The 22,736-nt window shown below is 67.0% G+C and carries 22 protein-coding genes; 9 read left to right on the top strand and 13 right to left on the bottom strand.

Annotated elements, in window-relative coordinates; genetic code table 11:
- Positions 1-125: 125 nt before the first annotated feature.
- From NA12_RS24300 to NA12_RS24250, 11 genes are all read right to left on the bottom strand, one after another.
- Complete coding sequence (locus NA12_RS24300; RefSeq protein ID WP_067455771.1) at positions 126-2,021, bottom strand: arabinofuranosyltransferase AftB family protein; 1,896 nt, start codon at positions 2,019-2,021, stop codon at positions 126-128.
- A gap of 4 nt (positions 2,022-2,025) precedes the next feature.
- Positions 2,026-2,958 carry a decaprenyl-phosphate phosphoribosyltransferase gene (locus NA12_RS24295; RefSeq protein WP_067455770.1) on the bottom strand — a complete coding sequence of 311 codons (933 nt, stop codon included), beginning with the start codon at positions 2,956-2,958 and terminating at the stop codon, positions 2,026-2,028.
- 26 nt (positions 2,959-2,984) lie between these two features.
- Positions 2,985-3,545: a phosphatase PAP2 family protein gene (locus tag NA12_RS24290; protein WP_243654840.1), complete on the bottom strand. Its 561-nt coding sequence runs from the start codon at positions 3,543-3,545 to the stop codon at positions 2,985-2,987.
- A gap of 26 nt (positions 3,546-3,571) precedes the next feature.
- Entirely contained in the window at positions 3,572-5,494 is a 1,923-nt protein-coding gene (locus NA12_RS24285) for a glycosyltransferase (protein WP_067455766.1), read from the bottom strand.
- Positions 5,491-6,729: a UDP-galactopyranose mutase gene (gene glf / locus NA12_RS24280; protein WP_067455763.1), complete on the bottom strand. Its 1,239-nt coding sequence runs from the start codon at positions 6,727-6,729 to the stop codon at positions 5,491-5,493. Before glf ends, NA12_RS24285 begins: the two co-directional genes overlap by 4 nt.
- Positions 6,730-6,838: 109 nt before the next feature.
- Entirely contained in the window at positions 6,839-7,489 is a 651-nt protein-coding gene (locus NA12_RS24275; RefSeq protein ID WP_067455762.1) for a hypothetical protein, read from the bottom strand.
- Between the two features lie 81 nt (positions 7,490-7,570).
- Positions 7,571-8,116, bottom strand: coding sequence for a hypothetical protein (locus tag NA12_RS24270; RefSeq protein ID WP_067455759.1), 546 nt, complete (start codon positions 8,114-8,116; stop codon positions 7,571-7,573).
- An 80-nt stretch (positions 8,117-8,196) separates the two neighbouring features.
- Complete coding sequence (locus NA12_RS24265) at positions 8,197-8,607, bottom strand: hypothetical protein (protein WP_132369746.1); 411 nt, start codon at positions 8,605-8,607, stop codon at positions 8,197-8,199.
- Positions 8,608-8,717: 110 nt separating this feature from the next.
- Positions 8,718-9,473 carry a MerR family transcriptional regulator gene (locus tag NA12_RS24260; protein ID WP_067456010.1) on the bottom strand — a complete coding sequence of 252 codons (756 nt, stop codon included), beginning with the start codon at positions 9,471-9,473 and terminating at the stop codon, positions 8,718-8,720.
- A gap of 71 nt (positions 9,474-9,544) precedes the next feature.
- Entirely contained in the window at positions 9,545-10,258 is a 714-nt protein-coding gene (locus NA12_RS24255; protein ID WP_067455752.1) for an SDR family NAD(P)-dependent oxidoreductase, read from the bottom strand.
- Between the two features lie 165 nt (positions 10,259-10,423).
- On the bottom strand, positions 10,424-11,386 hold the full coding sequence (locus NA12_RS24250; RefSeq protein WP_067455749.1) for a helix-turn-helix domain-containing protein: 963 nt from the start codon (positions 11,384-11,386) through the stop codon (positions 10,424-10,426).
- Positions 11,387-11,761: 375 nt separating this feature from the next.
- Here NA12_RS24250 and NA12_RS24245 point away from each other — a divergent pair, with 375 nt between their 5' ends.
- From NA12_RS24245 to NA12_RS24210, 8 genes are all read left to right on the top strand, one after another.
- Positions 11,762-12,727, top strand: a complete 966-nt coding sequence (locus NA12_RS24245) for a helix-turn-helix domain-containing protein (protein ID WP_067455747.1) — start codon at positions 11,762-11,764, stop codon at positions 12,725-12,727.
- Between the two features lie 94 nt (positions 12,728-12,821).
- Complete coding sequence (locus NA12_RS24240) at positions 12,822-13,658, top strand: alpha/beta fold hydrolase (protein WP_067455745.1); 837 nt, start codon at positions 12,822-12,824, stop codon at positions 13,656-13,658.
- Between the two features lie 132 nt (positions 13,659-13,790).
- On the top strand, positions 13,791-14,735 hold the full coding sequence (locus tag NA12_RS24235; protein WP_132369745.1) for an AraC-like ligand-binding domain-containing protein: 945 nt from the start codon (positions 13,791-13,793) through the stop codon (positions 14,733-14,735).
- Positions 14,725-15,684 (top strand): helix-turn-helix domain-containing protein, encoded by a 960-nt coding sequence (locus NA12_RS24230; protein ID WP_067455732.1) that lies wholly within the window; start codon positions 14,725-14,727, stop codon positions 15,682-15,684. Before NA12_RS24235 ends, NA12_RS24230 begins: the two co-directional genes overlap by 11 nt.
- A gap of 84 nt (positions 15,685-15,768) precedes the next feature.
- Positions 15,769-16,602: an alpha/beta hydrolase gene (locus NA12_RS24225; protein WP_067455728.1), complete on the top strand. Its 834-nt coding sequence runs from the start codon at positions 15,769-15,771 to the stop codon at positions 16,600-16,602.
- Positions 16,603-16,660: 58 nt separating this feature from the next.
- A complete protein-coding gene (locus NA12_RS24220) occupies positions 16,661-17,473 on the top strand; it encodes an alpha/beta fold hydrolase (RefSeq protein WP_067455725.1) in 813 nt (270 codons plus the stop codon).
- A gap of 107 nt (positions 17,474-17,580) precedes the next feature.
- A complete protein-coding gene (locus NA12_RS24215) occupies positions 17,581-18,771 on the top strand; it encodes a thiolase family protein (protein WP_067455722.1) in 1,191 nt (396 codons plus the stop codon).
- Between the two features lie 92 nt (positions 18,772-18,863).
- The gene (locus NA12_RS24210) at positions 18,864-19,490 is read left to right on the top strand and encodes a TetR/AcrR family transcriptional regulator (RefSeq protein WP_067455714.1); all 627 of its coding nucleotides are present in this window, start codon (positions 18,864-18,866) and stop codon (positions 19,488-19,490) included.
- Between the two features lie 5 nt (positions 19,491-19,495).
- Here the strand turns inward: NA12_RS24210 and NA12_RS24205 are convergent, their stop codons facing one another.
- Positions 19,496-20,491: an EamA family transporter gene (locus tag NA12_RS24205; RefSeq protein WP_084473063.1), complete on the bottom strand. Its 996-nt coding sequence runs from the start codon at positions 20,489-20,491 to the stop codon at positions 19,496-19,498.
- Positions 20,492-20,593: 102 nt separating this feature from the next.
- Between NA12_RS24205 and NA12_RS24200 the strand changes: the two genes are divergently transcribed.
- Positions 20,594-21,094: a MarR family winged helix-turn-helix transcriptional regulator gene (locus NA12_RS24200; protein ID WP_067455706.1), complete on the top strand. Its 501-nt coding sequence runs from the start codon at positions 20,594-20,596 to the stop codon at positions 21,092-21,094.
- A 67-nt stretch (positions 21,095-21,161) separates the two neighbouring features.
- Here NA12_RS24200 and NA12_RS24195 read toward each other — a convergent pair whose 3' ends face one another.
- Complete coding sequence (locus tag NA12_RS24195) at positions 21,162-22,643, bottom strand: SpoIID/LytB domain-containing protein (RefSeq protein WP_084473062.1); 1,482 nt, start codon at positions 22,641-22,643, stop codon at positions 21,162-21,164.
- Positions 22,644-22,736: the final 93 nt, after the last annotated feature.

Here is a 22,736-nt window from a genome sequence, read left to right as displayed (position 1 = left end):
TTCTTCAGTGACCATATCGCTACATCGATAGCTTGGCGTTACCGAAAAGTGATTTAGCGGCATACACCACTAATTCACCCCTGGTCAGCCGGTGTAGATCATAGGTCGATGGGTATGAACACCCCTCAGCGAGGCGGCTCTGGGAACGGATCGACGAGCCCGCAGCGCTGGATCTCGTACTTCGGTACCCGGTCGATGCGGTACTTCGAGAACGTCATGGCATTGCGCAGGTTGTGCTTGAAACGGTCGAGCGTCATCGGCTCGCGGGTGGAGATCATCAGCGCCTGGGTCTGCGGGCACGACATGGCGGTGCGGGCCTGGGTGACCCATTTCTCGTCCAGGTACCAGGGCATCCACGGGTGGATGTCGACCATGCCCGAGTCGGCCACCACCCAGTCCGGGTAGAGGCTCTTGTCGTGGCCGATGCGCCCGTCCGACAGCCGGTCCGAATGCGCGGCCAGCGGGTAAGCCAGGCCCATCGGGTCGATGACGCGCACATCGAGGGGCACATTCATGCTGGTCATACCCAGGTTCAGGAAGAAAACCGTGTGCCCGGCGCCGCCCTCGGGGATCGGCTCCGGCGGCGGATCGAGGTACCAGAACGTGTACGCCGGCGAGTTCAGCAGCAGGCCGCCCTTGGGATTGGCGGCGATGTCGTTGACCATGGCCCGCATGCGCGGGTAGTCGAGGTAATCCTCGGCCAGGATCGGGTGATCGTGGCCGGTGTTGAGGACGTAGTAGATGCGCTCGTCGACGATGCCGGAGGAGCGGATCTTGGTACCGGTCGTGATGGCGGTGGTGCTCGCCGCGTACATCGACCAGCCCGCCGTCCCGATCAGCGCTACCAGCAGCACCACAACGGACCAGTCGCTCTTGCGCAAGCGCAACGGGATCGGCACGACGGCCACCGGCAACAGCAGCAGGAACAGCTGGGTGAGCAGCATCCGCCCGTGCATGAAGTCGCCACCGACGCGCACCGCGTACACCGTGAGCAGCACGCCGCTGCCGAGCACCATCACCACCACCGCGCTCGGCGAGCGCAGCCACGCGCGCAGACCCGCCACCGAGAACCGCGGCCGGGCGAAACCGCGCGCGAAACCCGCCACCACACCGGCGATCAGCAGTACGAGCAGCGGAATCCACAGGTAGTACGGGCCGACCAGGTCCCACAGGTAGGTGACGCCCTGACTCCACTTGGCGCCGCCCGCGTCCTTGGCGACCGCGGTGTTCGGGTAGGGCAGGCCGTAGTAGCCCATCCGCCAGATCTGGTAGCCCACCGGCACGATCCCGGCGACGAACACGATCAGCGCGCGCAACGCGATCGGTCCGAACCGGAACGCGGGCATCGGCGCCAGGAAGATCATCCCGAGCGCGAGCACACCGACCAGCGTGGCCTCGGGACGAACCAGCGGTGCGAGTCCGGCCAGGAACACCAGACCCAACAGGCTCGGCACCCGGACAACTGCGGCCTGGCTCCAGCGGATCAGCAGCCACCACAGCAGCCCGACCCAGCAGATCACCAGACCGCTCTCCAGCCCGGAGGTCGCGTAGTCACGGGCGGGCGGCAGCGCGATATAGACCAGCACACCGGCCGGAATCAGCAGCTGACCAGCGGTTCCGCCCCACAGCCGCGCGGTGCCGAGCATCGCGAACACCACCGCGAGCACCGACACCACCAGCGCCACCCCGAGCACCACGTACTCGAGGCGGGCCTGGGTGAGCCAGGAGAAGAACCAGACCAGGTAGGTCCACGCGGTGCTGGTGTTCGCCTCGACCCGCTCGTCGGCGTTGAAGACCGGGCCGTTGCCCGCGAGCAGGTTGCGGATCGTGCGCAGCACGATCAGGCCGTCATCGGCGATCCAGCGCCGCTGCCACGCACCAACGGTGAACAGCACGGCGGTGAAGACGATCCCACCGACGAAGATGGCGCGGGACAGCACCGGAAAGCGCGCGTCGCTACGCGGCGACTCGTCGTCGCGTAGCTGCTCGTGTTCGGTTGAATCCTGCTCCGCTACCAACATCTCGTCAGGTGAGATAGACAGCGACACCTACCGCTCCGATCCAGGCAATAGCGAGGAACTGCAGGATGCGGTCCCCCAACGCGATCTCTTCGGGTTCACCGGCCTCGCCACCATCGACGTCGACCGCGTAACGCAGGATTGCGATGGTAAACGGGATCATCGAGATCGAGTACCACTGGGTGTCTCGAGCCGAGTCCTGCTGGAAGGCCCAGAGGCCGTAGAAGACCACGACCGCGGTGGCCGCGAGCGTCCAGATGAAGCGCAGGTAGGTCGGGGTGTAGTACTCGAGCGACTTGCGGATCTTGGCGCCGGTTTCCAGCGCGATCGCCAGCTCGGCGTAGCGCTTGCCCGCTGCCATGAACAGCGAACCGAACGCCATGATCAACAGGAACCACTGCGACAGCGCGATCCCGGCCGCCGCGCCACCGGCGACGGCACGCAGCAGGAAGCCCGAGGACACGATGCAGATATCGAGCACGGCCTGGTGCTTGAGACCGAGGCAGTAGGCCAGCTGGATACCGATGTAGATCGCCATCACCACGGCCAGGTGCCAGGACGCCAGGAACGAACCGGCGATCGAGCCGATCAGCAGCACCGCCGACAGCGCGTAAGCCAGGTTGACAGGCACGACGCCCGCCGCGATCGGCCGGAACCGCTTGGTCGGATGCGCCCGATCGGCGTCGACGTCGAGCGAGTCGTTGACCAGGTAGATGCCAGAGGCCGCCATGCAGAACACGATGAACGCGATCGCGACATGCACGAGCACGCCCGCATCGCCGACCGCTTCCGGCCCGACAGCGAGCGGCGCGGCGAGCACCAGCACGTTCTTGACCCACTGACGTGGGCGCATGGCCTTGATGACACCGCCGAGCAGCGTCTTCGGCGGGCCCTTCACAGCACCCTCGTCGAGGACGGCGGCGGACGGTTCTTCGCTCATCTTGGCCAAAGTTCTTTCAGTTGCGGTCACTGTCGAAGTCTCTTCTCGGCGGCTAGCACGGCAGCAGCCGACGCGGCCCCCAAAGCGGAACCGGCGATCACGTCGGAAGGGTAATGCACCCCGAGCACAACCCGGGACAGCAGCATCGGTGGGACGATCACCGCTGGCAAGGGTAGCCCGGTCAGTCGGCCGAGCAACACCGCCGCGGCCGTAGTGGACGTGGCATGCGAGGACGGGAAGCTCAGCTTGCTCGGCGTCGACACGTTGACCTGCACCGATGGATCGTTGGGGCGCGGACGCCGGACGATCCGCTTGATCACGATGGACGCCGCGTGCGCGCCGACCGCGCCCACCGCGACACCGGCCCACTGGCGGCGGCGCGGCTTGTCGACCAGCCAACCAGCGGCGGCGATGCCGATCCAGCCGAGCGCGTGCTCGCCGAAGTGCGACATGCCGCGCGCGGCGGAGACAACGGCCGGGTTCGTGCCGATGGTGCCCTGCACGGCGTTGAGGATCGCGACCTCGACCGGCACCTCTACGTAGTCGCCGCTGCAATCGCAACCGCCGCAGCAGCCTTCCTCGGCCATCTCGAGCTCGGGCAGTTCGGTATCGGTCACTTCACGGTTCCATTCAGGCCGAAGGTCTTCTCCCACGCCGCCGTGCTGGTGAGCTCGGCGTGCGCGGCCCGGTAGCGCTGCTGCATCTCCGGGAAGCGGGCGGTGAGTTCTTTACGCAGGCGCATGGCTTCCTTGAGCAGGTCGCGGGCCTGACGCGGGTCACGCTTGCGGTAGACGACCCCGCGCCCGTCGGCGGTGGTCACGGTGACGCCGTCGACCTGCGAGAGCAGGTACCAGCGCGCGTCCAACGTCGGGACGTTGAGCTGCGGCGTCTCGTAGGCGGCCGGATCGGCCTTGCGGAAGTTGTGCACCACGCCCTTGGCCAGGCGGGCGACCTTCGCGAGCGGGTTGCCCGGTTCGCCGACCGCGCCGACACCGTGGCGGTTGGCCAGCGGGAGTTCCGTGGACGACGGCACGACGACCGCGTCCGGGAACTCCTTGCGCATGCCGTGGATCTTGCCCAGCGCGCTGGGGAGCAGGTCGAACAGGCCCTCGGGGCCGGCCAGGAAGTCGCGGATCGCCTCGTTCTGAATGGCGACCGTGGAGTACTCGAGGCACAGCAGGTGCTTGAGGGTGGCCTTGATCGTGTTGACGATCATCGGCTTGCCGTCGCCGGGCAGGTACATCGAGGCGACCACGAGACGGTTGCGCAGGTGGAAGTAGGCCTGCCAGTCGATGGCGTCGTCCTTGTCGGACCAGGCCATATGCCAGACGGCCGCACCCGGCAGGGTGATGGTCGGGTACCCGGCCTCGCGCGCGCGCAGGCCGTACTCGACGTCGTCCCACTTGAGGAACAGCGGCAGCGGCTGACCGATCTGCTCGGCGACCTGACGCGGGATCACGCAGGTCCACCAGCCGTTGAAGTCGACGTCGATGCGCCGGTGCAGCAGCTTGGAGTTGTCGCGATCCTTGAGCGGGTACTTCGAGAAGTCGTGGTCGTATTCGACATTCGGCGCCGAGGACCACATGAAGACCCCGCGGTCGACGACCTCGCCCATGCTGTGCAGGTGCGAACGCTCCTGCAGGTTCAGCATCTGCCCGCCCACCAGCAGCGGCGACTTCGCGAACCGGGAGAACGCGAGGGCCCGCAGGATGGAGTCGGGCTCGATCTCGATGTCGTCGTCCATGTAGACGATGTACTCGGCGTCGGTCTTCAGCGCCTCGTACATGACCCGGCTGTACCCGCCGGAACCACCGAGGTTGGGCTGGTCGTGGATCGAGAGCCGGTCGCCGAGGCCGGCGGCGGCCTCGGTGAACCCGGGCTCGTCGACGACCTTGCGGTTGCCCTGATCCGCGACGATCACCGCGGCGATGTTGTCGAGCACCAACGGGTCGGAGCCGAGCGCGCCGAGCGTCTTGACCAGGTCGGTCGGCCGGTTGAACGTGGGCATGCCGACCGCGATCGAGCCCGTGCCGGGCGCTTGCTGCGGTGCGTACCAACCGCCGGACAGCAGCGTGACGACCGTGTCGGTGGTGATGTCGAACCAGATCCAGCCACCGTCTTCGAACGGGCCGAGATCGGTTTCGAACTCCACGACCACCGAGTCCGCACCCTGGGCGACGGCGAACTCTTTGCCCTGCACGTGAATTCGCGAGCCGTCGGCCTTGGACCGGTAGACGTCGGCGCGGCCGTGCCCGGCCAGTTCCAGGCGAAGGACCACCGACTTCAGCACGCTCCACCGACGCCAGTAGCTGGCGGGCAGCGCGTTGAAGTAGGTGCAGAACGACACCTCCGACTCCGCGCCGATCGACAGCGCGGTGCGGCTGGTGGCGTGCGCGCGCCGGGCGTTGGTGGTGGACTCCTCCAGGTAGAGGGTCCGCACGTCGAGTGGCTCACCCGGCCGCGGCAGGATGACCCGCTGCAACAGCGAGATGGCGCGAGTCCGGGTGGTCACGTCTTCGAGCATGGCCGTGGTCATGCCTCGTCCACCAGCGCCGCGCCCGATTCCAGGTGCGGACGCAGCACGTTCTCGAACATGCTCAGCGCCGAACCGATCGCCATGTGCATATCCAGGTACTGGTAGGTGCCGAGACGGCCGCCGAACAGCACCTTCTTCTCGGCGGTCTCCTGCTTGGCCCGCTCACGGTAGGCCAGCAGCTTCGCGCGGTCGTCGGGGGTATTGATCGGGTAGTACGGCTCGTCACCGGTCTTCGCCGACCGGGAGAACTCGCGCATGATGACCGTCTTGTCGGTCGGGTAGTCGCGCTCGGGGTGGAAGTGGCGCGGCTCGATGATGCGGGTGAAGGGGACGTCGGCGTCGTTGTAGTTCATGACGCTGGTGCCCTGGTAGTCACCCTGTTCGAGCACTTCGGTCTCGAAATCGATGGTGCGCCAGCCCAATTCACCTTCGGCGTAGTCGAAGTAGTGGTCCAGCGGGCCGGTGTAGACGATCGGGGCGTCCGGGTTGGCGGCGACGAGCTCGTCGCGCACGTCGAACCAGTCGGTGTTCACCCTGGTCTCGATGAGGTCGGAAGCGGCCATGTTCTCCAGCCACTTCGTGTACCCCTGCTTCGGCAGACCCTCGAAGGTGTCGTTGAAGTAGCGGTTGTCGAAGTTGTAGCGCACGGGCAGGCGGGTGATGTTGCCCGCGGGCAGCTCACGCGGGTCGGTCTGCCACTGCTTCGCGGTGTAGTCGCGCACGAACGCCTCGTAGAGGGGACGGCCGATCAGCGAGATCGCCTTCTCCTCGAGGTTCTGCGCGTCACCGGTCTCGACCTCGGCGGCCTGCTCGGAGATGAGCGCCTTGGCCTCTTCCGGGGTGAAGTAGCGGCCGAAGAACTGCGAGATCAGGCCGAGCCCCATCGGGAACTGGTATGCCTGCCCCTTGTGCATCGCGAACACCCGGTGCTGGTACCCGGTGAACTCGGTGAACTGGGTGACGTAGTCCCAGACCTTCTTGTTCGACGTATGGAACAGGTGCGCGCCGTACTTGTGGATCTCGATACCGGTTTCCGGTTCGGGTTCGGAGTAGGCATTGCCACCCAGGTGGTAGCGGCGGTCGATCACCAATACCCGCTTGCCCAGCACGTTCGCTGCACGCTCGGCGACGGTCAGCCCGAAGAAACCGGAGCCGACCACGATCAGGTCGTACTGGTTTGCCGGGGCGGTGGAATCTGCGTTGACGGGATTACCCTCAGGCGATGCGGCGGTCACGGGTGCCCAGCGTATCCGAAGACCGCAATTTGTCCCGGCGGAGTCTCCGACCACGCCCCGACCAGGGCCGATCCATCCCAGCGGAAGGAGACCGCCCGAACTGCGCCCGTCAGTACCCCGGCGGCGGGTATCCCCCCGGGCGCCCGGCGCGAATCCAGCGACCCGTGGACGGTGCGAGAGCGAGCAGGAAGATCAGCAGCGGTGCCGCGCCGCTCACCGCACCGCCGATCAGCACGACCGTCGCCTCCTCCCCCGCCACGCCGTTGCCACTCACCAGCGGGATCACGGTCGAGAGCACGCTGAACACCACGCCGATCCCGGACAGCAGGATGAGGATCACCCGGCCCGCGGTCTTGCGGCGGAACAGCAGAATCGAGCCGAGCAGCAGCAGCGCGCACGGCACGGCGCCGATCAACATTCCGACCGTCAGCGCAGCGCGGAAATCCTTCTCGGACCTGCTCGTGGCATCGCTGCCCATGATGACGGCGGTGGCGACCCCCATGACGCCCAGCCCGAGAATCGACAGCAGCAGCGCGATCACCGCGGCGGTGATCGCCGTGCCGCCGCCCGCTCGCGGCTCACCGTAACCCGGCCCGTAGGGGTAGGGCGCGACACCGTAAACCGGTGCGCCATAACCATTTTGGACAGGTGCGCCATAGGGCTGCGCATAGCCGTACGGGTCGGGTCCGTAGCCGGGTTGCGCGTATCCCTGCCCCGCGTACGGATCTTGGCCCTGCTGTGGGCCGTACGGATACCCCATGGTGTTCCCCCTCCTGACGAGCGGTGCCCGAACCGTTCCCGGCCGCGTGGCACCCTCCGCAACAATGCTGACCTGCTGAAACTATACGTTCGGACCGACAACATCGTCCGGGCGCGTGAGTGTGTAGGCGGCGGTCCACGGCAGCGCAGCGGACAACAGCACCAGACCACCGAAGGCCGCGCCCGAAAGTGCCGCCGCCCAGCTGTGATTCACGATCGCCGTCACCGCGCCGGGTACTCCGCCGAGTCCGATCAGAATCGAGCGGACCACGGTTTCCTCGGCGAACCAGTGGATTCCGTACCCGGAGTCGTAGTTCACGAGTGTGGCGAGCAGGCCGAGCGCTCCGAGCGCGAGCTGCGCGCCTGCGGCGACCATGATCATCCATCGCCCGGTTTCGTTCCGGCGCGCCAGCAGCAGGGCGCCGTAGGCGAACGCGAACACCGATGCCAGCGCGCCGAGCGTGGCGAACAGGGTCAGTGAGTCGTCGAGTTCGCCCGGATCGTTCACGAACGAGCGCACGAGAATTACCCCGCCAACCAGATTCACCCCGGCGGCGACCCCCGCGAGGCACCCGGCGATGGTCGCCGCCACCTCACCGCTCTTCGACTTCGTCTCCAGCACGACCATCCCCCGACCGTAGCGCCATCGGCCACGGCGCACCGAGTTCGAACACCACGCGCGTCGAACCGGCCCGCGCCGTGGGCGACCTATCGGGTGATGGTCCAGCGCCGCGTCGGCTCGCTCAAACTGAGCGCGAGGATCACCACATTGACCGCCAGCCAAGCGTCCAGCGGCCCGAACCGCCAGCCGTGACTCGCCCCGTTGAGCACGACGACCAGCAGTGTCGCCCCCGACATCACGGCGGCCATGGTGAGCAGCACGCGCCTGCCGAGCATCCGCCGACGCAACAGCAGCACCGCCCCGAGCAGGTACACCACCCCGAGCCCGCCGACGATCCCCGCGCCCACGTAGTCGAGGTCGATCTCGCGTCCGGCCGCCCGCAGTACGGCGGCCGCCGTGCCGACGAAGATTCCCGCCGCGCCGACCAGCACCCCGAGCCACCCCGCGATCCGCGCGGTCACCGCGCGCGAAGGCCGCTCCGGCCGCACCTGTTCCACCACTGCCCCCGCTAACGTCGTCGTCGCCGTCAGTTATACGGCGCGACGCCCGATCGAGCACTGTGTGGACAGTCGCCGCCTCACTACCCGATCGCGCGTCGGCCGATCGCTCAGGCGGGATGAGCTGCGACGTAAGCCCCGAAGGCTTCGAGGATGTACTCGGCCACGCCCTCGCCGTGCACGTCGTAGTTGGCCCGGAAGCGGGGGTCGGCGACGTACATCTCGCCGAGGCCGAGCAGGTACTCGTTCGATACCGGCTTGCCGTGGGTGCCGACGCCGAGCCAGGCGCGATGCCGGGCGACGATCGCCTGGACGACCTCACCTGCCACGGGAAGCCCGGCCGTGAAAGCCTTTCCGAAGTCGGCGGCGATATCGAGCTGAGTCTGCTGGAAGTCCTTCTTCTCGGCGTCGGTCAGCGACCGCCACCAGCGATCCGAGCTCTCGTACGCGTCCCTACCCCAGCGCTCGATGACCTCGTCCTTGTACTGCGTGTGGTCGAAACCATCGAAAACCTCTGCGGCCATGAGTGGTTCACCTCTTTCCGTCTTGCGCAACGTGGTCGACACCGATTCGATCTGCCGCACTACCCGATCCTGCTGTTGCCGAAGCAGTTCCAGGTGGGTGCGCAGCGCACCGGCGGTGTCCTGTTCCCCGGCGAGGACCTCGGCGATCATGGGAAGGCCGAGGCCGAGTTCGCGCAGCAGCAGGATTCGCTGCAGTCGAACAAGAGAGGTCTGGTCGTAGTAGCGATAGCCGTTGGCCCCGGTCCGGCTCGGCTCCAACAGCCCGAGCTGCCCGTAATGGCGCAACGTGCGACTGGTGGTTCCCGCGGCCTTCGCGAGGTCCGCGATGGTCCATTCACCCACCACGACCTGCCCCCTTTCTCGTCGGTACCTCCACTGTGCAACTTGACGCTACGTCAAGGTCAACCCCGAACTCAGAACCCGATCTCGACCTCGACGGTGTCGCGCTCGGTATACATCCGCCAGTACCGCGCGCCGAGTTCGTCGTTGCCGATCCGCGGCAGCGCGACCCCCTCGGGGATCAGCTCGGGATGCGCGTCGATCTCCAGCTGGACGGCGCTGTGCTCGATCAGCGCACCGATCCCGAGCAGCCCGACGTAGACCCCGGTGCCCTCGACCTCGGCGGCCAGCTGACGCACGAAGGCGCGCTGCGCACCGAGCGCGACGCCGACATTGGCCAGGTAGGGCTGCAGATTCTCCTCCGAAGCGCCCGAGGAGAACAGCAACGTGCCGCTACCCCGCTCGATCATCGTGGGCAACAGTGCGCGACTGAGCTCGATCGAGGAGTAGACCTTGAGCGCGAACGGCAGTTCGAGCGCTGCGCGGTCGACGTCGCGGGTCGTCGCGCTGCGGATCGACATCCCCGCGGCCGCCGCGTGCACCGCCACGTCGATCGGCCCGAGTTCGCCCTCGACCCGCGCGATGACCTCGGTCAACCGCCCTGATTCGGTTATGTCGGCCGCGAACGGCGCCACCTCGATGCCCTCGGCGCGCAATGCCGCCGCGCGCTGCTCGGCCCGGTCGAGGTCACGACCGATCACCGCGACCCGAAACCCGTTGCGGCCGAAGGCCCGTGCCGTTCCCGCGCCGAGTCCCGGCCCATATCCGAAGATCGCGAGCGTGCTCATCCGACTACCTCACTAAGTTGAGAGTTGGTTCAAGTTATCGCAACGTAGCACTAACTTGAACCTATGCTCAAGATAATTCGCACCGCTGATTCGATGAGTTCCCCCGAGATGGTCGGTGGGCTGATCTCGCGTCGGTGTCGATGATCGAAGTCGCGTTCAGCCAGTTCACCGTTGGTCGTCGGAGGAGCCTCGGGTGCGGTACTCGCGTGGACTCATGCCATGGGTGCGGCGGAAGGCGCGGGTGAAGTTGGCGTGGTCGGGAAAGCCCCAGGTGTACGCGATCGCGGCGATGCTCTGCTGGGGTGTGGTGGTGCGGGCGAGGTCGGCGGCGGCGCCGTGAAGGCGTTGGGCACGAACCCAATCGGCGAAGGTGATGCCGTTCCTGGCCAGGACCGTGTAGACGTAACGCTCCGAGATGCCGTGTTCGCGGGCCAGCCGGGCCACACTCAATTCGGGGTCGCGCAGATGCATCTCGAGGTATTCGATCAGGCGTACGTCGAGGCTGGCGTGCAGGTGTTCGCGGGCGCGGTCATCATCGCCGGCGGTGGTCGTGAGGAGTGCGCGCAGGAGTTCGAGTGTCGGCCGTTCCAGGGCGCGACGCTCGGCTTCGGGCAGGTAGACCGCGTTCGTGCCGAGGTCGATCAGGTAGCGAGTGACGATGTGGCCCAGTGTGTGCCGACGACTTACACTGCGCCCGAGTTGGTACTCGATGGTGCGCTCGGGCAGTCCGAGGCTCGTGTAGTCGATCATGAAGGTGTGCTTGGCGACGTCGTCGAAGGTGGCGCTGTAAGGCCGCATCGAACTGTAGGGAACGATGTCGCCGCGGGTGGCGTCGGTGATGGTGTCGTTGTGTCGAAAGACTGAGCGGCCCGACGCGACGACCGACAGCATCATGGTCCGTTCGTGGTCTTGTCCGACCCGCTTCTCGTCACGATGCACCATCGCGCCTCGCCCGCTGCACGACACCATGAACAGACTGCCGAAGAAGTCGGCGGTGGTCGCGACACGGAGGCGGTCGACGCTGCCGGTGGAGACGTCGATCGGGACCGGGTTCTGTTCGAGCAGGTCGCGCAGGGCCGGCTCCCGCTGTTCTACGGCGACCGTGTCGAGGTCGAACATGATGGGCATCGGAGCAGCCTTTCGTCCCGGTCGTCACCAGCGCGCTGGTGCGATGGAGATCGATTGTCGATCAAACCCGTACCGGCCGCAATCGAGCGGTTCGGTGGTGGCCGCTGCTTTCCTGTGCGGGAAATGCTCGATTCCGGTGCGGATCCAATCAAGACCGGTCGGCATGGTTACTCATAACGTCGCAGGTAGAGACATACTTCTACCTGGAGAGCGTCAACCTAGTGTCCACTACTTTCCGCAGATACCGCGTGGCGTGGCGAGCACGGCAACCAGCGCCGCGCCCGCATCCACACACCACCGGGTGCCCCTGGGCGTCTGCCCGACGTGTGGGGCGTAGGCGCGGTTTCTGCCCTATGGCGCTGCGCGGGTAGCGCGATGGCGATCGTTTTCCGGTCCGACGCGGTTCCGATCGAGGACCGCGAGGACGCGACTCGCTCGGCCTTTCTCGAGCAGACCTGGCCGATGTCGTTCGGGTTGGCGGATATGACCGCGTCCGATTCCGTGCTGGAGGTATGGCGCTACGGTTCGGCGCGAGTCCTGCGGGCGACGTTCACCGGCCTGCGCACATCACGCCAGAATCGCCATATCAGGGCAGCGGAGAGCGGCATGATGGCACTGATGGTCCAGGACCGGGGCACCGGCCGTCATGTGTCGGCCGGTGCCCAACGCGTCGTCGGCATCGACCGGATGGCTCTCGTCGATCTCGATGTTGCGCACGATGTCGATTGGGACGGACACGGCAGATCCATCACGTTCTATTTTCCGCGTGCGGAACTCGGACTCTCGCGTGCGGTGCTCGACGGTGCCACCTCGTCACTCGCGGCGAGCCCGCTCCACGACCTGGTCCGCACCCAGATCCGTGGACTCGCCGCGGAAGGTGAGCAATCGATCATGTCGACGGTGGCCGAATCGGTCGGCGTCGCCACGGTAGACATCGTCCGCACGCTTCTGGCCTCGACCTATGACGCCCGATACGGGCGCGGGGCGACGACCGAGATGCTGTTGCCTCGGGTCCGCGCCTACGTCCGATCGCACCTGTCCGATCCAGCGCTCAGCGCGGACATGATCGCCCGCGAGCACGGGATCTCGACCAGGCAATTGGTCCGGGTCTGCGCGGAGTCCGAACTCGTTCTCGAGCAATGGATCATCACGCAGCGGCTCGATGGAACCCGTGCCGAATTGGCCCGACCGGAACTTCGGCAGGTCCCCATATCCGCGGTGGCGCGGCGGTGGGGGTTCACCAACAGTTCCTACTTCAGCAGGAAGTTCCGGCAGATGTACGGGGTGACGCCGCGGACTTGGCGACAGCTCTGCGCCGAGACGATGAACCGTTCTCGCTGAGTACACAACCGTGCACGTAGAGACAGTTCGCGCGGTCCACGAAGTTCTACGTTCGTCTTCGACACGATCCCGGTCGCACCGCGAAGGAACACACATGCCGATTCACACCACGAACGATGGCACCGAAATCTATTACAAGGATTGGGGTTCGGGCCGCCCGGTGGTCTTGAGCCATGGCTGGCCACTGAACTCCGACAGCTGGGAGGCCCAGCAGATGTTCCTGGCCGCCAACGGCTATCGCGTCCTCGCCCATGACCGTCGGGGGCACGGTCGATCCACCCAGACCTGGGATGGCAACGAGATGGACACCTACGCCGACGACCTCGCCGGATTGCTCGAATCCCTCGATCTGCGTGAAGTGACCTTGATCGGATTCTCAACCGGCGGTGGCGAAGTCGCGCGCTTCATCGGACGGCACGGTACAGCGCGAGTCGCGCAGATCGTGCTCGTCTCCGCGGTGCCGCCGTTCATGCTCACAACCGACGACAACCCGGGTGGGGTGCCGGTGGAGATCTTCGACGGCATCCGGGACGCCTCGATCGCGGATCGGTCCCAGACCTATCGCGACCTGGCAGACGGACCGTTCTTCGGCAACAACCGCCAGGGGCAGAACCCGTCGCAGGGTATGCGGGACGCGTTCTGGCGGCAGGGCCTGCAGGCGGGCGCGCGCAACGCCTACGAGTGCATCGCCGCGTTCTCGGCCACCGATTTTCGATCCGACCTGGACGCCTTCGATGTGCCGACCTTGATCATCCACGGCGACGACGATCAAGTGGTTCCGTTCGAGGTGGGTGGCAAAGCCTCTGCCGCGCGAATCCGCGACGCCGTACTGGCGGTGTATCCCGGTGCGCCGCACGGCATCACCGACACGCACAAGAATGAGCTGAACAAGGACCTGCTCGTCTTCCTCGACACCTACGCTCCGGCCTGATCGCAGAGCGGACGAGGTGATGAACGATCTTCCTGTCGCCTTCACGATTCGGCATCGAGCGAGCCGACGGCTCCGCTTCGCGGAAGGCGACACATACGGCGCCCCAGCCATCGGTCCAGTCGTGGAGTTGTCGTGGTAGTGGTATTCGACAGTGCGAGCTATCAGCACCGGGACCGACTGGAGATCGCGAAAGTCGTATTCCAGGAGCAGTCCGCGCCGTCGACGGTGCGATTCGACACCACTGGCGCGATGTCCGCTGTGATGGAGGCATGGTCTTTCGGGGGTGCGAGCATGTTTCGCGCCTCCATGACCGGCAACCATCTGCTGCGTTCACCTCGCCACGTTCGCGACGGACCGTCGGGCAAGATCGCCGTGGCCGTCCAGGAACGCGGGATCGGCCGCTTCGAGCAATTCGGTATCCAACGTCTGATCCGGCCGGGCGATCTGATGGTCGTGGACCTGGACATGCCCTACGAGTTCGGTTGGGCGGAGATCGGCAGCTCACGGTGTGTCCATGTGCCGTTCGACAAACTGGGCTTGTCGCACACCGAATTCCTCGATGCCGCGCGACGTTTGCCCGCCAGTCCGCTCTACGACACTGTCCGGCGCCACATCAGCGGATTGCGCATCGACCGAGACGGTGAGATCGGTCGTGCGGCCTGCGATGCGTTGGGTATGTCCACGCTATCGCTCTCGCGTGCCCTGCTCGTCTCCGCCCACGACCCCGACGCAGACCAGCACCGCGACCATGAGGTATCGCTGCCCAGGATTCGCGCCCACATCCGCGAACGGCTCGCGGATCCCGGACTCACGCTCGAATCCATCGCCAGGAATTACGGGTTCACCACCTCGGAACTGCGGCATTGGACACGAGAGCGAGGGCTCGATCTCGAACAGTGGATCCTCGCCGAACGACTACACGGCGTCCGTGACAACCTGCGCCGCGGCCGGACACCGCCGGACGCGGAACTGGCGCTGCGCTGGGGCTTCGTAGATCTCCCTGCGCTGCGCGCGGCTTTCCTCGACAACTACGGCATCAGCATCGGTCAGTGGTGGGAAATTCGTCATGAGCGGTGAATCCGCCTCCGCGCGACTGGTCGAGACGATGACCGACCCGAGCCTCGAACCACGGCGCTGCCTCGGCGTCGCTGCCCACGTGAAACTGTCGAATCACGGCAGCGACCCCGTCACCGTCGACCACTGGCGGATGGGTGACGGGACCTGGTTGATGTGCGGGCGTTACGAGACATTCGCGGTGTCGGCACGCCGCGATCATCGCGCGGACCCCGCCTCGCGACTCATCACCATCGCCGTCATCGCCACCGGCGACTGGACCCTCACCCGTACAGGCGCACACGCGCCGCCGCCACCGGGAGAACCAGCCCTGATAGCCGTGGATCAGTCCCGGGCCTTCGACTTCCGGGCTCACGGCGGCGGGTCCGCTGTCGCCGTACACCTCACCCAGTCACGACTGACCCTGTCCATCGAGACAATCCGGCGCGGCCTCGACCACCTCGACCCGCGCCTGCCCCTCTACCCGCTCGTCCGGGATCACCTGGAACAACTGGGCACGGTCGCCACCACCGCGGAAAGACTTCTTCCCGAGCTGGAGACCTCCACGGTCGCCCTGATCCGATCCCTGCTACTCAACGCCGCGGACAGCGCCCCGGCCGTGGACCAACCCGCCGCCGTGGTCGCCGCGATCGAGCGATACATCGCATGCCACCTCGATGATCCGGGGCTGCACGCGAATGCCATCGCGGGCGCTCACAACATCTCCACTCGTCAGCTCTACAAGATCTGGCCCCACTCTCCGCTGGCGGACTACATCATCGTCCGCCGACTGGAGCGCGCTCGCACGACACTGATCACCCACCCTCACTTGACCATCGCGGCGATCGGACGCCGTCACGGGTTCACCGATCCGACCCACTTCACACACCGATTCCGCGCCACATTCGGGGTAGCGCCCTCGCACTGGCGCCGAGCGCAGAATTCCGTGACCGCACACCGCGCAGGACCCTGACAGCGCGCAATGCGGTGACCACGGCCATCACCGCGACCTGCGAACCCCACCCGCTTCCACCCTATTCGACTGGAGAACACAGCCATGCCTGCATCACTGCCCGCCAAACCGCCCATCGTGCTCATTCACGGACTGTGGATGACACCTTCCAGCTGGGATACCTGGGCCGAGCGCTTTCGTGGCCTCGGCCACGAAGTCATCGTCCCCGGATGGCCCGGGATCGGTGAGCGCACTCCCGCACAGGTCCGCGAAGACCCCTCCGCGCTGGAGGGGATCAGCCTGCTGCAGATCGTCGACTCCTACGACGAGGTCATCCGCGCCATGCCCGAACAGCCCGTCATCATGGGCCACTCGTTCGGCGGCATCTTCACCCAGATGCTCCTCGACCGCGGTCTGGGCATCGCCGGAGTCGGCGTCGCCCCCGGCCAGCCCGCCGGCGTCCTCACCCTGCCGTGGTCGACCCTGCGCACCGGGTTGCCGATCCTGTCCAACCCGTTGCGGATCAACAAGGCCAACCCGCTCTCCAAACGCCACTTCCACTACACCTTCGGCAACGACCTGACCCGCGCGGACTCCGATCGAGAATGGGCCGTCAGCGCCGTGAACTCGGTCAACCGCGTGTTCTTCGAAGGGGTGCTGTCGCTGCCCCGCAGGAAAACCGGTACCACCGCCGTCGACTTCACCAAACCCGACCGAGCCCCGCTGCTGCTGATCTCCGGCGAGATCGACCACGTCGCACCGCCCGCCATCCAGAAAGCCGCACTGCGCGAGTACTCGAAAGGGCCCGCGCTGGTCGAGCGCGTGGAATTCCCCGGACGCACACACCGCCTCGTCAGCCAGGACGGATGGCAAGAGATCGCCGACTACGCCCTCGACTGGGCCCTGCGCCACGCGACCGCGAGCCCGCGAGCCCGGTAACCCTTCGGCCGCACAGTGTGCCGCTCGAATTCACATCCCACTCCGAAAGAGACTCACCATGTTTCGCACTTCTGAGACCGCCGCCCGCCCTCGGCTGCGTCTACTGGCCTTGCTGGCCGCCTCTTTTGTCACGGCCGTCGTCGTACCCGCCAGCGCCACCGCGGCCCCGCCCAACCCGACCGTGGTTCTCGTTCACGGCGCTTTCGCCGACGCCACCAGTTGGGAGGCCGTTACCGCCGAACTGCGCGGTCGCGGCTACCAGGTGGTCGTCGTGGACAACCCGCTGCGTGGACCTCGCAACGACGCCGCCGCTGTGCAGCGCACCCTCGACACCATCGACGGCCCGGTCGTACTCGCGGGCCATTCCTACGGCGGCGCCGTCATCACCAATACCCACGACCCGAAGGTGAAAGCCAACGTCTATATCGCCGCGTTCGCACTTGCCGAAGGCGAGTTCGTCCAACTCCTGCTCGACCCGATCCGATTCCCCGGCAGCCGCCTGCTCCCGCCCGCCCTCCAACTACAGCCCTCCGCGTCAGGGCTGGACGGCTACATCGCCGAACCCTACTTCCACACCATCTTCGCCCAGGATGTCAGCGCCGCCACCGCCGCGACCATGTTCGATCACCAGCATTCGGCCGCGCTGACCGCCAACCTCGAACCCAGCGGCGCGCCGTCCTGGGCCACCACTCCGAGTTGGTACCTGATCTCGCGCGAGGACAACGTCATCCCCGCCTCCGCGCAACGATTCATGGCCTCGCGCGCAGCGCCCGCCCACACCACCGAGATCACCGCTTCCCACGCCTCACCGGTCTCCGCGCCCACCGCTGTCACCGACACCATCGTGGCCGCGATCAACGCGTCCCGATAACCCTCAGCCACAACAACTCCCACCGCGCGCACAGGTGTCGGCATCGCGATCGCCCGAGGCCGACACCTGGACCGCCGACCTACCTTCCAGGATTCAGGAGCCACCCCATGGACGCCGTCATCATCGATGCGGTCCGCACCCCCGTCGGCAAAGGCAAACCCACCGGAGCTCTGGCCGGAGTCCACCCGGTCGATCTCCACGCCCACGCGATCCGCGCCCTGCTCGCCCGCACCGGAGTCGACCCCACACTGATCAGCGACGTCATCGGCGGCGTTGTCGGCCAAATCGGCGAACAAAGTCTCAACACCACGCGCTTCGCCGCACTCGCCGCCGGTCTACCGGAATCGGTACCAGCAGTCACCATCGACCGCCAATGCGGTAGCGGCCAACAGGCCCTCCACTTCGCCGCACAAGGAGTCCGCAGCGGCGACTACACCCTCGCCATAGCCTCCGGCGTGGAATCGATGAGCACCATCCCCATCGGCAGCCAGACCCTGGGCCGCGACGCCCTCGGCCCCCGCATGGCACACCGCTACCCTGACGGACTCGTGCCCCAGGGCATCAGCGCGGAACTCATCGCGGCCCGCTGGAACCTCACCCGCCGACAACTCGACGAATTCGCCGCCGAAAGTCACCAGCGCGCCACTGCCGCATGGAAAGACGGCCGATTCGACACCGAACTGACCCCCACCCGATTCACCCGCACCGACGGTACCGAAACCGAACTGAACGTCGACGAAACCATCCGCCCCACAACAACAGTCGATATCCTGGGCGCGCTCCGACCTGCCTTCTACCACGAACGCCACGCCGCTCGGTTTCCACAGCTCGGTTGGCACGTTACCGCGGGCAACTCCTCACCGATCAACGACGGCGCCGCGGCCATGCTCGTCACCAACACCGAAACCGCCACCGAACTCGGACTGCGGCCGCGCGCCCGCATCCACAGCCTCACCGTCGTCGGCGACGACCCCCTCTACATGCTCACCGGCATCATCCCCGCCACCGCGAAAGTACTCGACCGCGCCGGACTCCGACTCAGCGACATCGATGCCTTCGAAGTCAACGAAGCGTTCACAAGCGTCGTGCTGGCCTGGCTCGCCGAAACCGGAGCCGACCCATCCAAAGTCAATATCAACGGCGGAGCCACCGCCATCGGCCATCCGATCGGAGCCAGCGGCGCCCGCATCACCGCCACCCTGCTCTCGGTCCTCGAGCAGACCGGAGGACGCTACGGACTCCAAACCATCTGCGAAGCAGGCGGCCTGGCCAACGCCATGATCATCGAACGCCTGTAGACAACACGCCACGGCGAACCGCCGCGGAACTACCGACACCGAATCAGCCGCTGGCATTTCAGTGGGAGGTTGCTGATTTGTAGGATCGGCGGATGCCAGAGGACAAGCCGTTGCGCAGCGACGCCAAGCGCAACCGCGACGCGCTGGTCACCGCGGCGCGCGAACTGTTCGAGGAACGCGGGCTCGACGCGCCGCTCAAGGACATCGCCGCGCGCGCCGGCGTCGCGATCGGCACCCTCTACAACCGTTTCCCCACCCGCGACGATCTGATCGCCGCCGCCGTCGCCGACCGGGTCGAGGCGGGCACCGTGATCGCCGAGCAGGCGCTCGCACTCAGCGATCCGTGGGAGTCGTTCACGGTCCTGGTGGAGCGGATCTGCGCACTTCAGGCCAGCGACCGCATCCTGGGCGAACTCGCCCTGCGCGGCCCGCCGAGCGACGCGCTGGCCCGCGCGCGCGAGCACGGGCACGCCCTGATGCGCCGGATCATCACGCGCGCACAGGAAGCCGGTGCGCTGCGCCCGGATTGGACGCTCGAGGACATCGCTTTCATCACCTGGTCGCACTCCAGTGTGGTCGCCGCGACCGCGAGCGTCGCGCCCGACCTCTGGCGTCGCAATCTGGCCCTGATCATGGATGGCTTGCGCGCGAAAGCCGCGCATCCCCTGCCGGTTCCGGCCCTCACCGAGGACCAACTGACGCGGGCGATGCGCGGCTGAGGCTGTCAGCCTTCGACGGTGCGTTCACGAGATGTCGCGCAAACCAATTCCGGCCCAACCGAACTCGACCTGTTCAGCACTGTGTCCGAAACCCGTTGCGCTGGAACGTATTCGGTCTTCACAACCCCCGACTCGGCCGGCATCTGCCCGAAGACCGTAGCCGCCAGCGCCACACCGAGACCAACGACCTGCAGGGCGGTCAACGCCTGGCCGAGCGCGATCCAGCCGATCACGGCGGCCGACACCGGGCTCAGCAAGGCGAGGAAGGACACCGAAGTCGCGGGTAGCCGCGAGATTCCGCGAACCCAGAGCCAGTAGGTCAGCGCGGTGCCGATGACGCCCAGGTACAGGTAGCCGCCGACAGCCTGTCGGTCGAGCGCGGGCGGCGCGCCTTCGATCAGCAGGGCGAGCGGCACGATGAACAGCCCGCCTGCGGTGAGCTGCCACCCGGTCAGCGCCAGTGGGCCGACCCCGTCGGGGCGCCCCCACCGCTTGGTGAGCACGGTTCCCGCCGCCATCGAGGCCGCGCCGACGAGACCGGCGACGATGCCGATCAGATCGAGTTCGACGGTGCCGCGCAGCACGACCAGCGACACCCCGAACACCCCGATGACGCCCGCGATCACCTTCCGCCGCGTCGGCGCTTCGGCCAGCAGCACCGCGGCGAAGGCGAGCGCGAACATCGGCGCGACGGCGCCGAGCACCCCCGCGACACCACCCGGCAGCCGATACGCGGCCAGGAACAGCAGCGGGAAGAACGCGCCGATATTGAGCACGCCCAGCACCGCGGCCCGCCCCAGCCACCTACCGTGCGGCAGCACCCTGGTCAACGCCAGCAGCACCAATCCGGCCGGGAGCGCGCGCAGGAGCGCGGTGAACAGCGGCCGGTCCGGTGGCAGGAATTCGGTGGTCACCGCGTAGGTGGAGCCCCACACGATCGGGGTGAGAGCCGTGAGCGCCAGCGTGCCCATGGTGCCGGTGGAGCGGGTTGCGGTCGTCATGTTCACTCCTGATTGATAATCTCAACGTTGAAATATCTACTCGCCAAGATATCTCTACGTCAAGTAGATGAACGTTAAGAGTTTCAATCGAGAGGGAAAGTGATGCGTGACGCGGTCGACCTGATCACCGAGCACTGGAACATCGAGCGACCGGATGTCGACGTGTCACCGATGGCGATCGTCGGCCGGATCACCCGGCTCTCGCGTGTCCTCGAACAGGATCTGAAACGCTTTTTCGCGGGTCACGGGTTGGAGTTCTGGGAGTTCGACGTGCTCGCCACGCTGCGCCGCTCGGGCGGTGAGACCGGTCTCACCGCGGGCGCGCTCAACCGCGCGGCCATGGTCACCTCGGGGGCCATCACCAACCGCATCGACCGCTTGGCCGCGAAGGGCCTGGTCCGGCGCGTCCCCTCCCCCGACGACCGACGCTCGGTCTTCGTCCAGCTCACCGCCGAGGGCCGCGCACTCGTCGACCGGCTGCTGCCACTGCACGTAGCCAACGAACAGCGCCTGCTCAGCGCCCTCGGCGCCACGGACCGCGAGCAGCTCGCCGATCTGTTGCGCACCCTCGCCGTCGCACTGGACGACACAACGCTCGACTGACCCGACCGCACACCGCTCGGCCATTGTCGACCGGAGCCGACCATCATCGACCGGCGTCGACGTCCGTCTACTCCCCGTCGTGCACGCCGGGAACACTGGGAACGGCGGCGGGGCCGTGCGGTCCCCCGTTCGGCGCACCGGGCGCGGCGGGGTTCACCGGACCGTGCACCGGTTCGCCCCGCACCTCGGCCTCCGAGGGGAACTGCAAGCCCTGCGGCACGCCAGGTGCGGCGATCCGGGGGACACCGCCCTGCGGCATCTTCAACGTGGGCCGACCCGATGCCGTCGCGGGCAACTGGTCACCCACGTCCGGCACGAGGTGGAGCAGCGTGGAGAAGTCGACGACCTGCGCGCCGAGCGTCTGCGTCGCGACGATCACACCGTTCGTGTACAGCCGATACGTGCCCGCCCGCTGCGGCAGCAGCATCTCCGGACCGATCGGCTCGCCCACCGCGCTGTTCGCGCCGCCGATCCGCCGGTACTCGGCATCGATCACCGACTCGCCCGCGAGCGCCTCGATGGTCAGATCCGGCGATGCGGGTGTCGCGGGAACCGCTGGGGCGGGAGCGGATTCGACGAGCTCGCTGGGCGCGGGCCCGACCTCGAAGGTCTCGATGTCGGCGGGCCTGCCGCCGTCCGGAGCCGCCGAGTACTCCGAGCGCAGAATCTGCCCGTCACGTAACAACACCGTGCCCGTGGTGGCGGCGACGGCCTCGGTACTGCGCGAATCCTCTTTCACCGTACCGGGATACGCCTGGCAGTCGGTGGTGTCGCAGGTCCGCGCGTAGTCGTAGCGAGTCTCGGCGAGTGCGTAGGAGCGGGCCGCGATCGCCTGTGCGCGTAGGGCTTCGAAGGCGCCCTGGTCCGCCCAGTTGGCCTGCATCTCCGCGGGCAGTACGCCGGCGAGGTAGTCGTCGAGGTCCACCTGGTTGACGGTGCGGAAGGATTCGCCGTCGAGCGCGACGCCGAGCGCACCGCGATAGGCGGTGCCCCCGCACAGCGTCAGATGTTCGTCGGCGGGTCGGCCCGCACCGGCGCCGATCGGATAGACGAACGGGTCGTCGGTCGCGGCCTGCCACAACACGTCACCGTCGCAGCCCGCGGTCACCACCACGTTCGCGCCGCCGTCGGGCAGCGGGGTGAGATGGGCGGCGTCGCCGGGGCCGATCGTGCGACCGGCGACCTGCGCGCCCGCGGCGGCGAAGGTGTCGAGGGTGGCGTCGTCCTGCGCCTGGAGCCGCACGTCGATCGTTGTCGGCCCGATTTGCCCGAGATCAGCCCCGGGGTAGTAGTGGCCGAGGATCTCCTCGGCCGACCAGCCCGCCCGCGCGTTGTCGAAAGCGCCGACCTGACTCATGCCGCGACCGTGTCCCGCACCGGCGGTCGGGGTGATCTGGCCCGGCAGGATCTGCCACAGACCGATCGCCCCGGCCAGTGCCAGCACGGTGCCGCTGACCAGGACCGGCAGCGGCAAGGTCCGGACAATCGGCGTGGTTCGACGGCGGGTGCCACGGCCGGTACTACGGGTGATCTCGGTGTTCGCTCTCATAGTGCGCTCCCACGGTTTCGCGGTTCGACCGGCGGAACTCGCGTCGGCATGTCGTCGTCGCCTAGCGGGATCCGAGGGCTACATTCGAGCAAT

The organism is Nocardia alba NBRC 108234 (genome assembly GCF_001612665.1).
GTDB classification, from domain to species: domain Bacteria; phylum Actinomycetota; class Actinomycetes; order Mycobacteriales; family Mycobacteriaceae; genus Nocardia; species Nocardia alba.
This window is presented reverse-complemented; position numbering and strand designations above follow the sequence as displayed.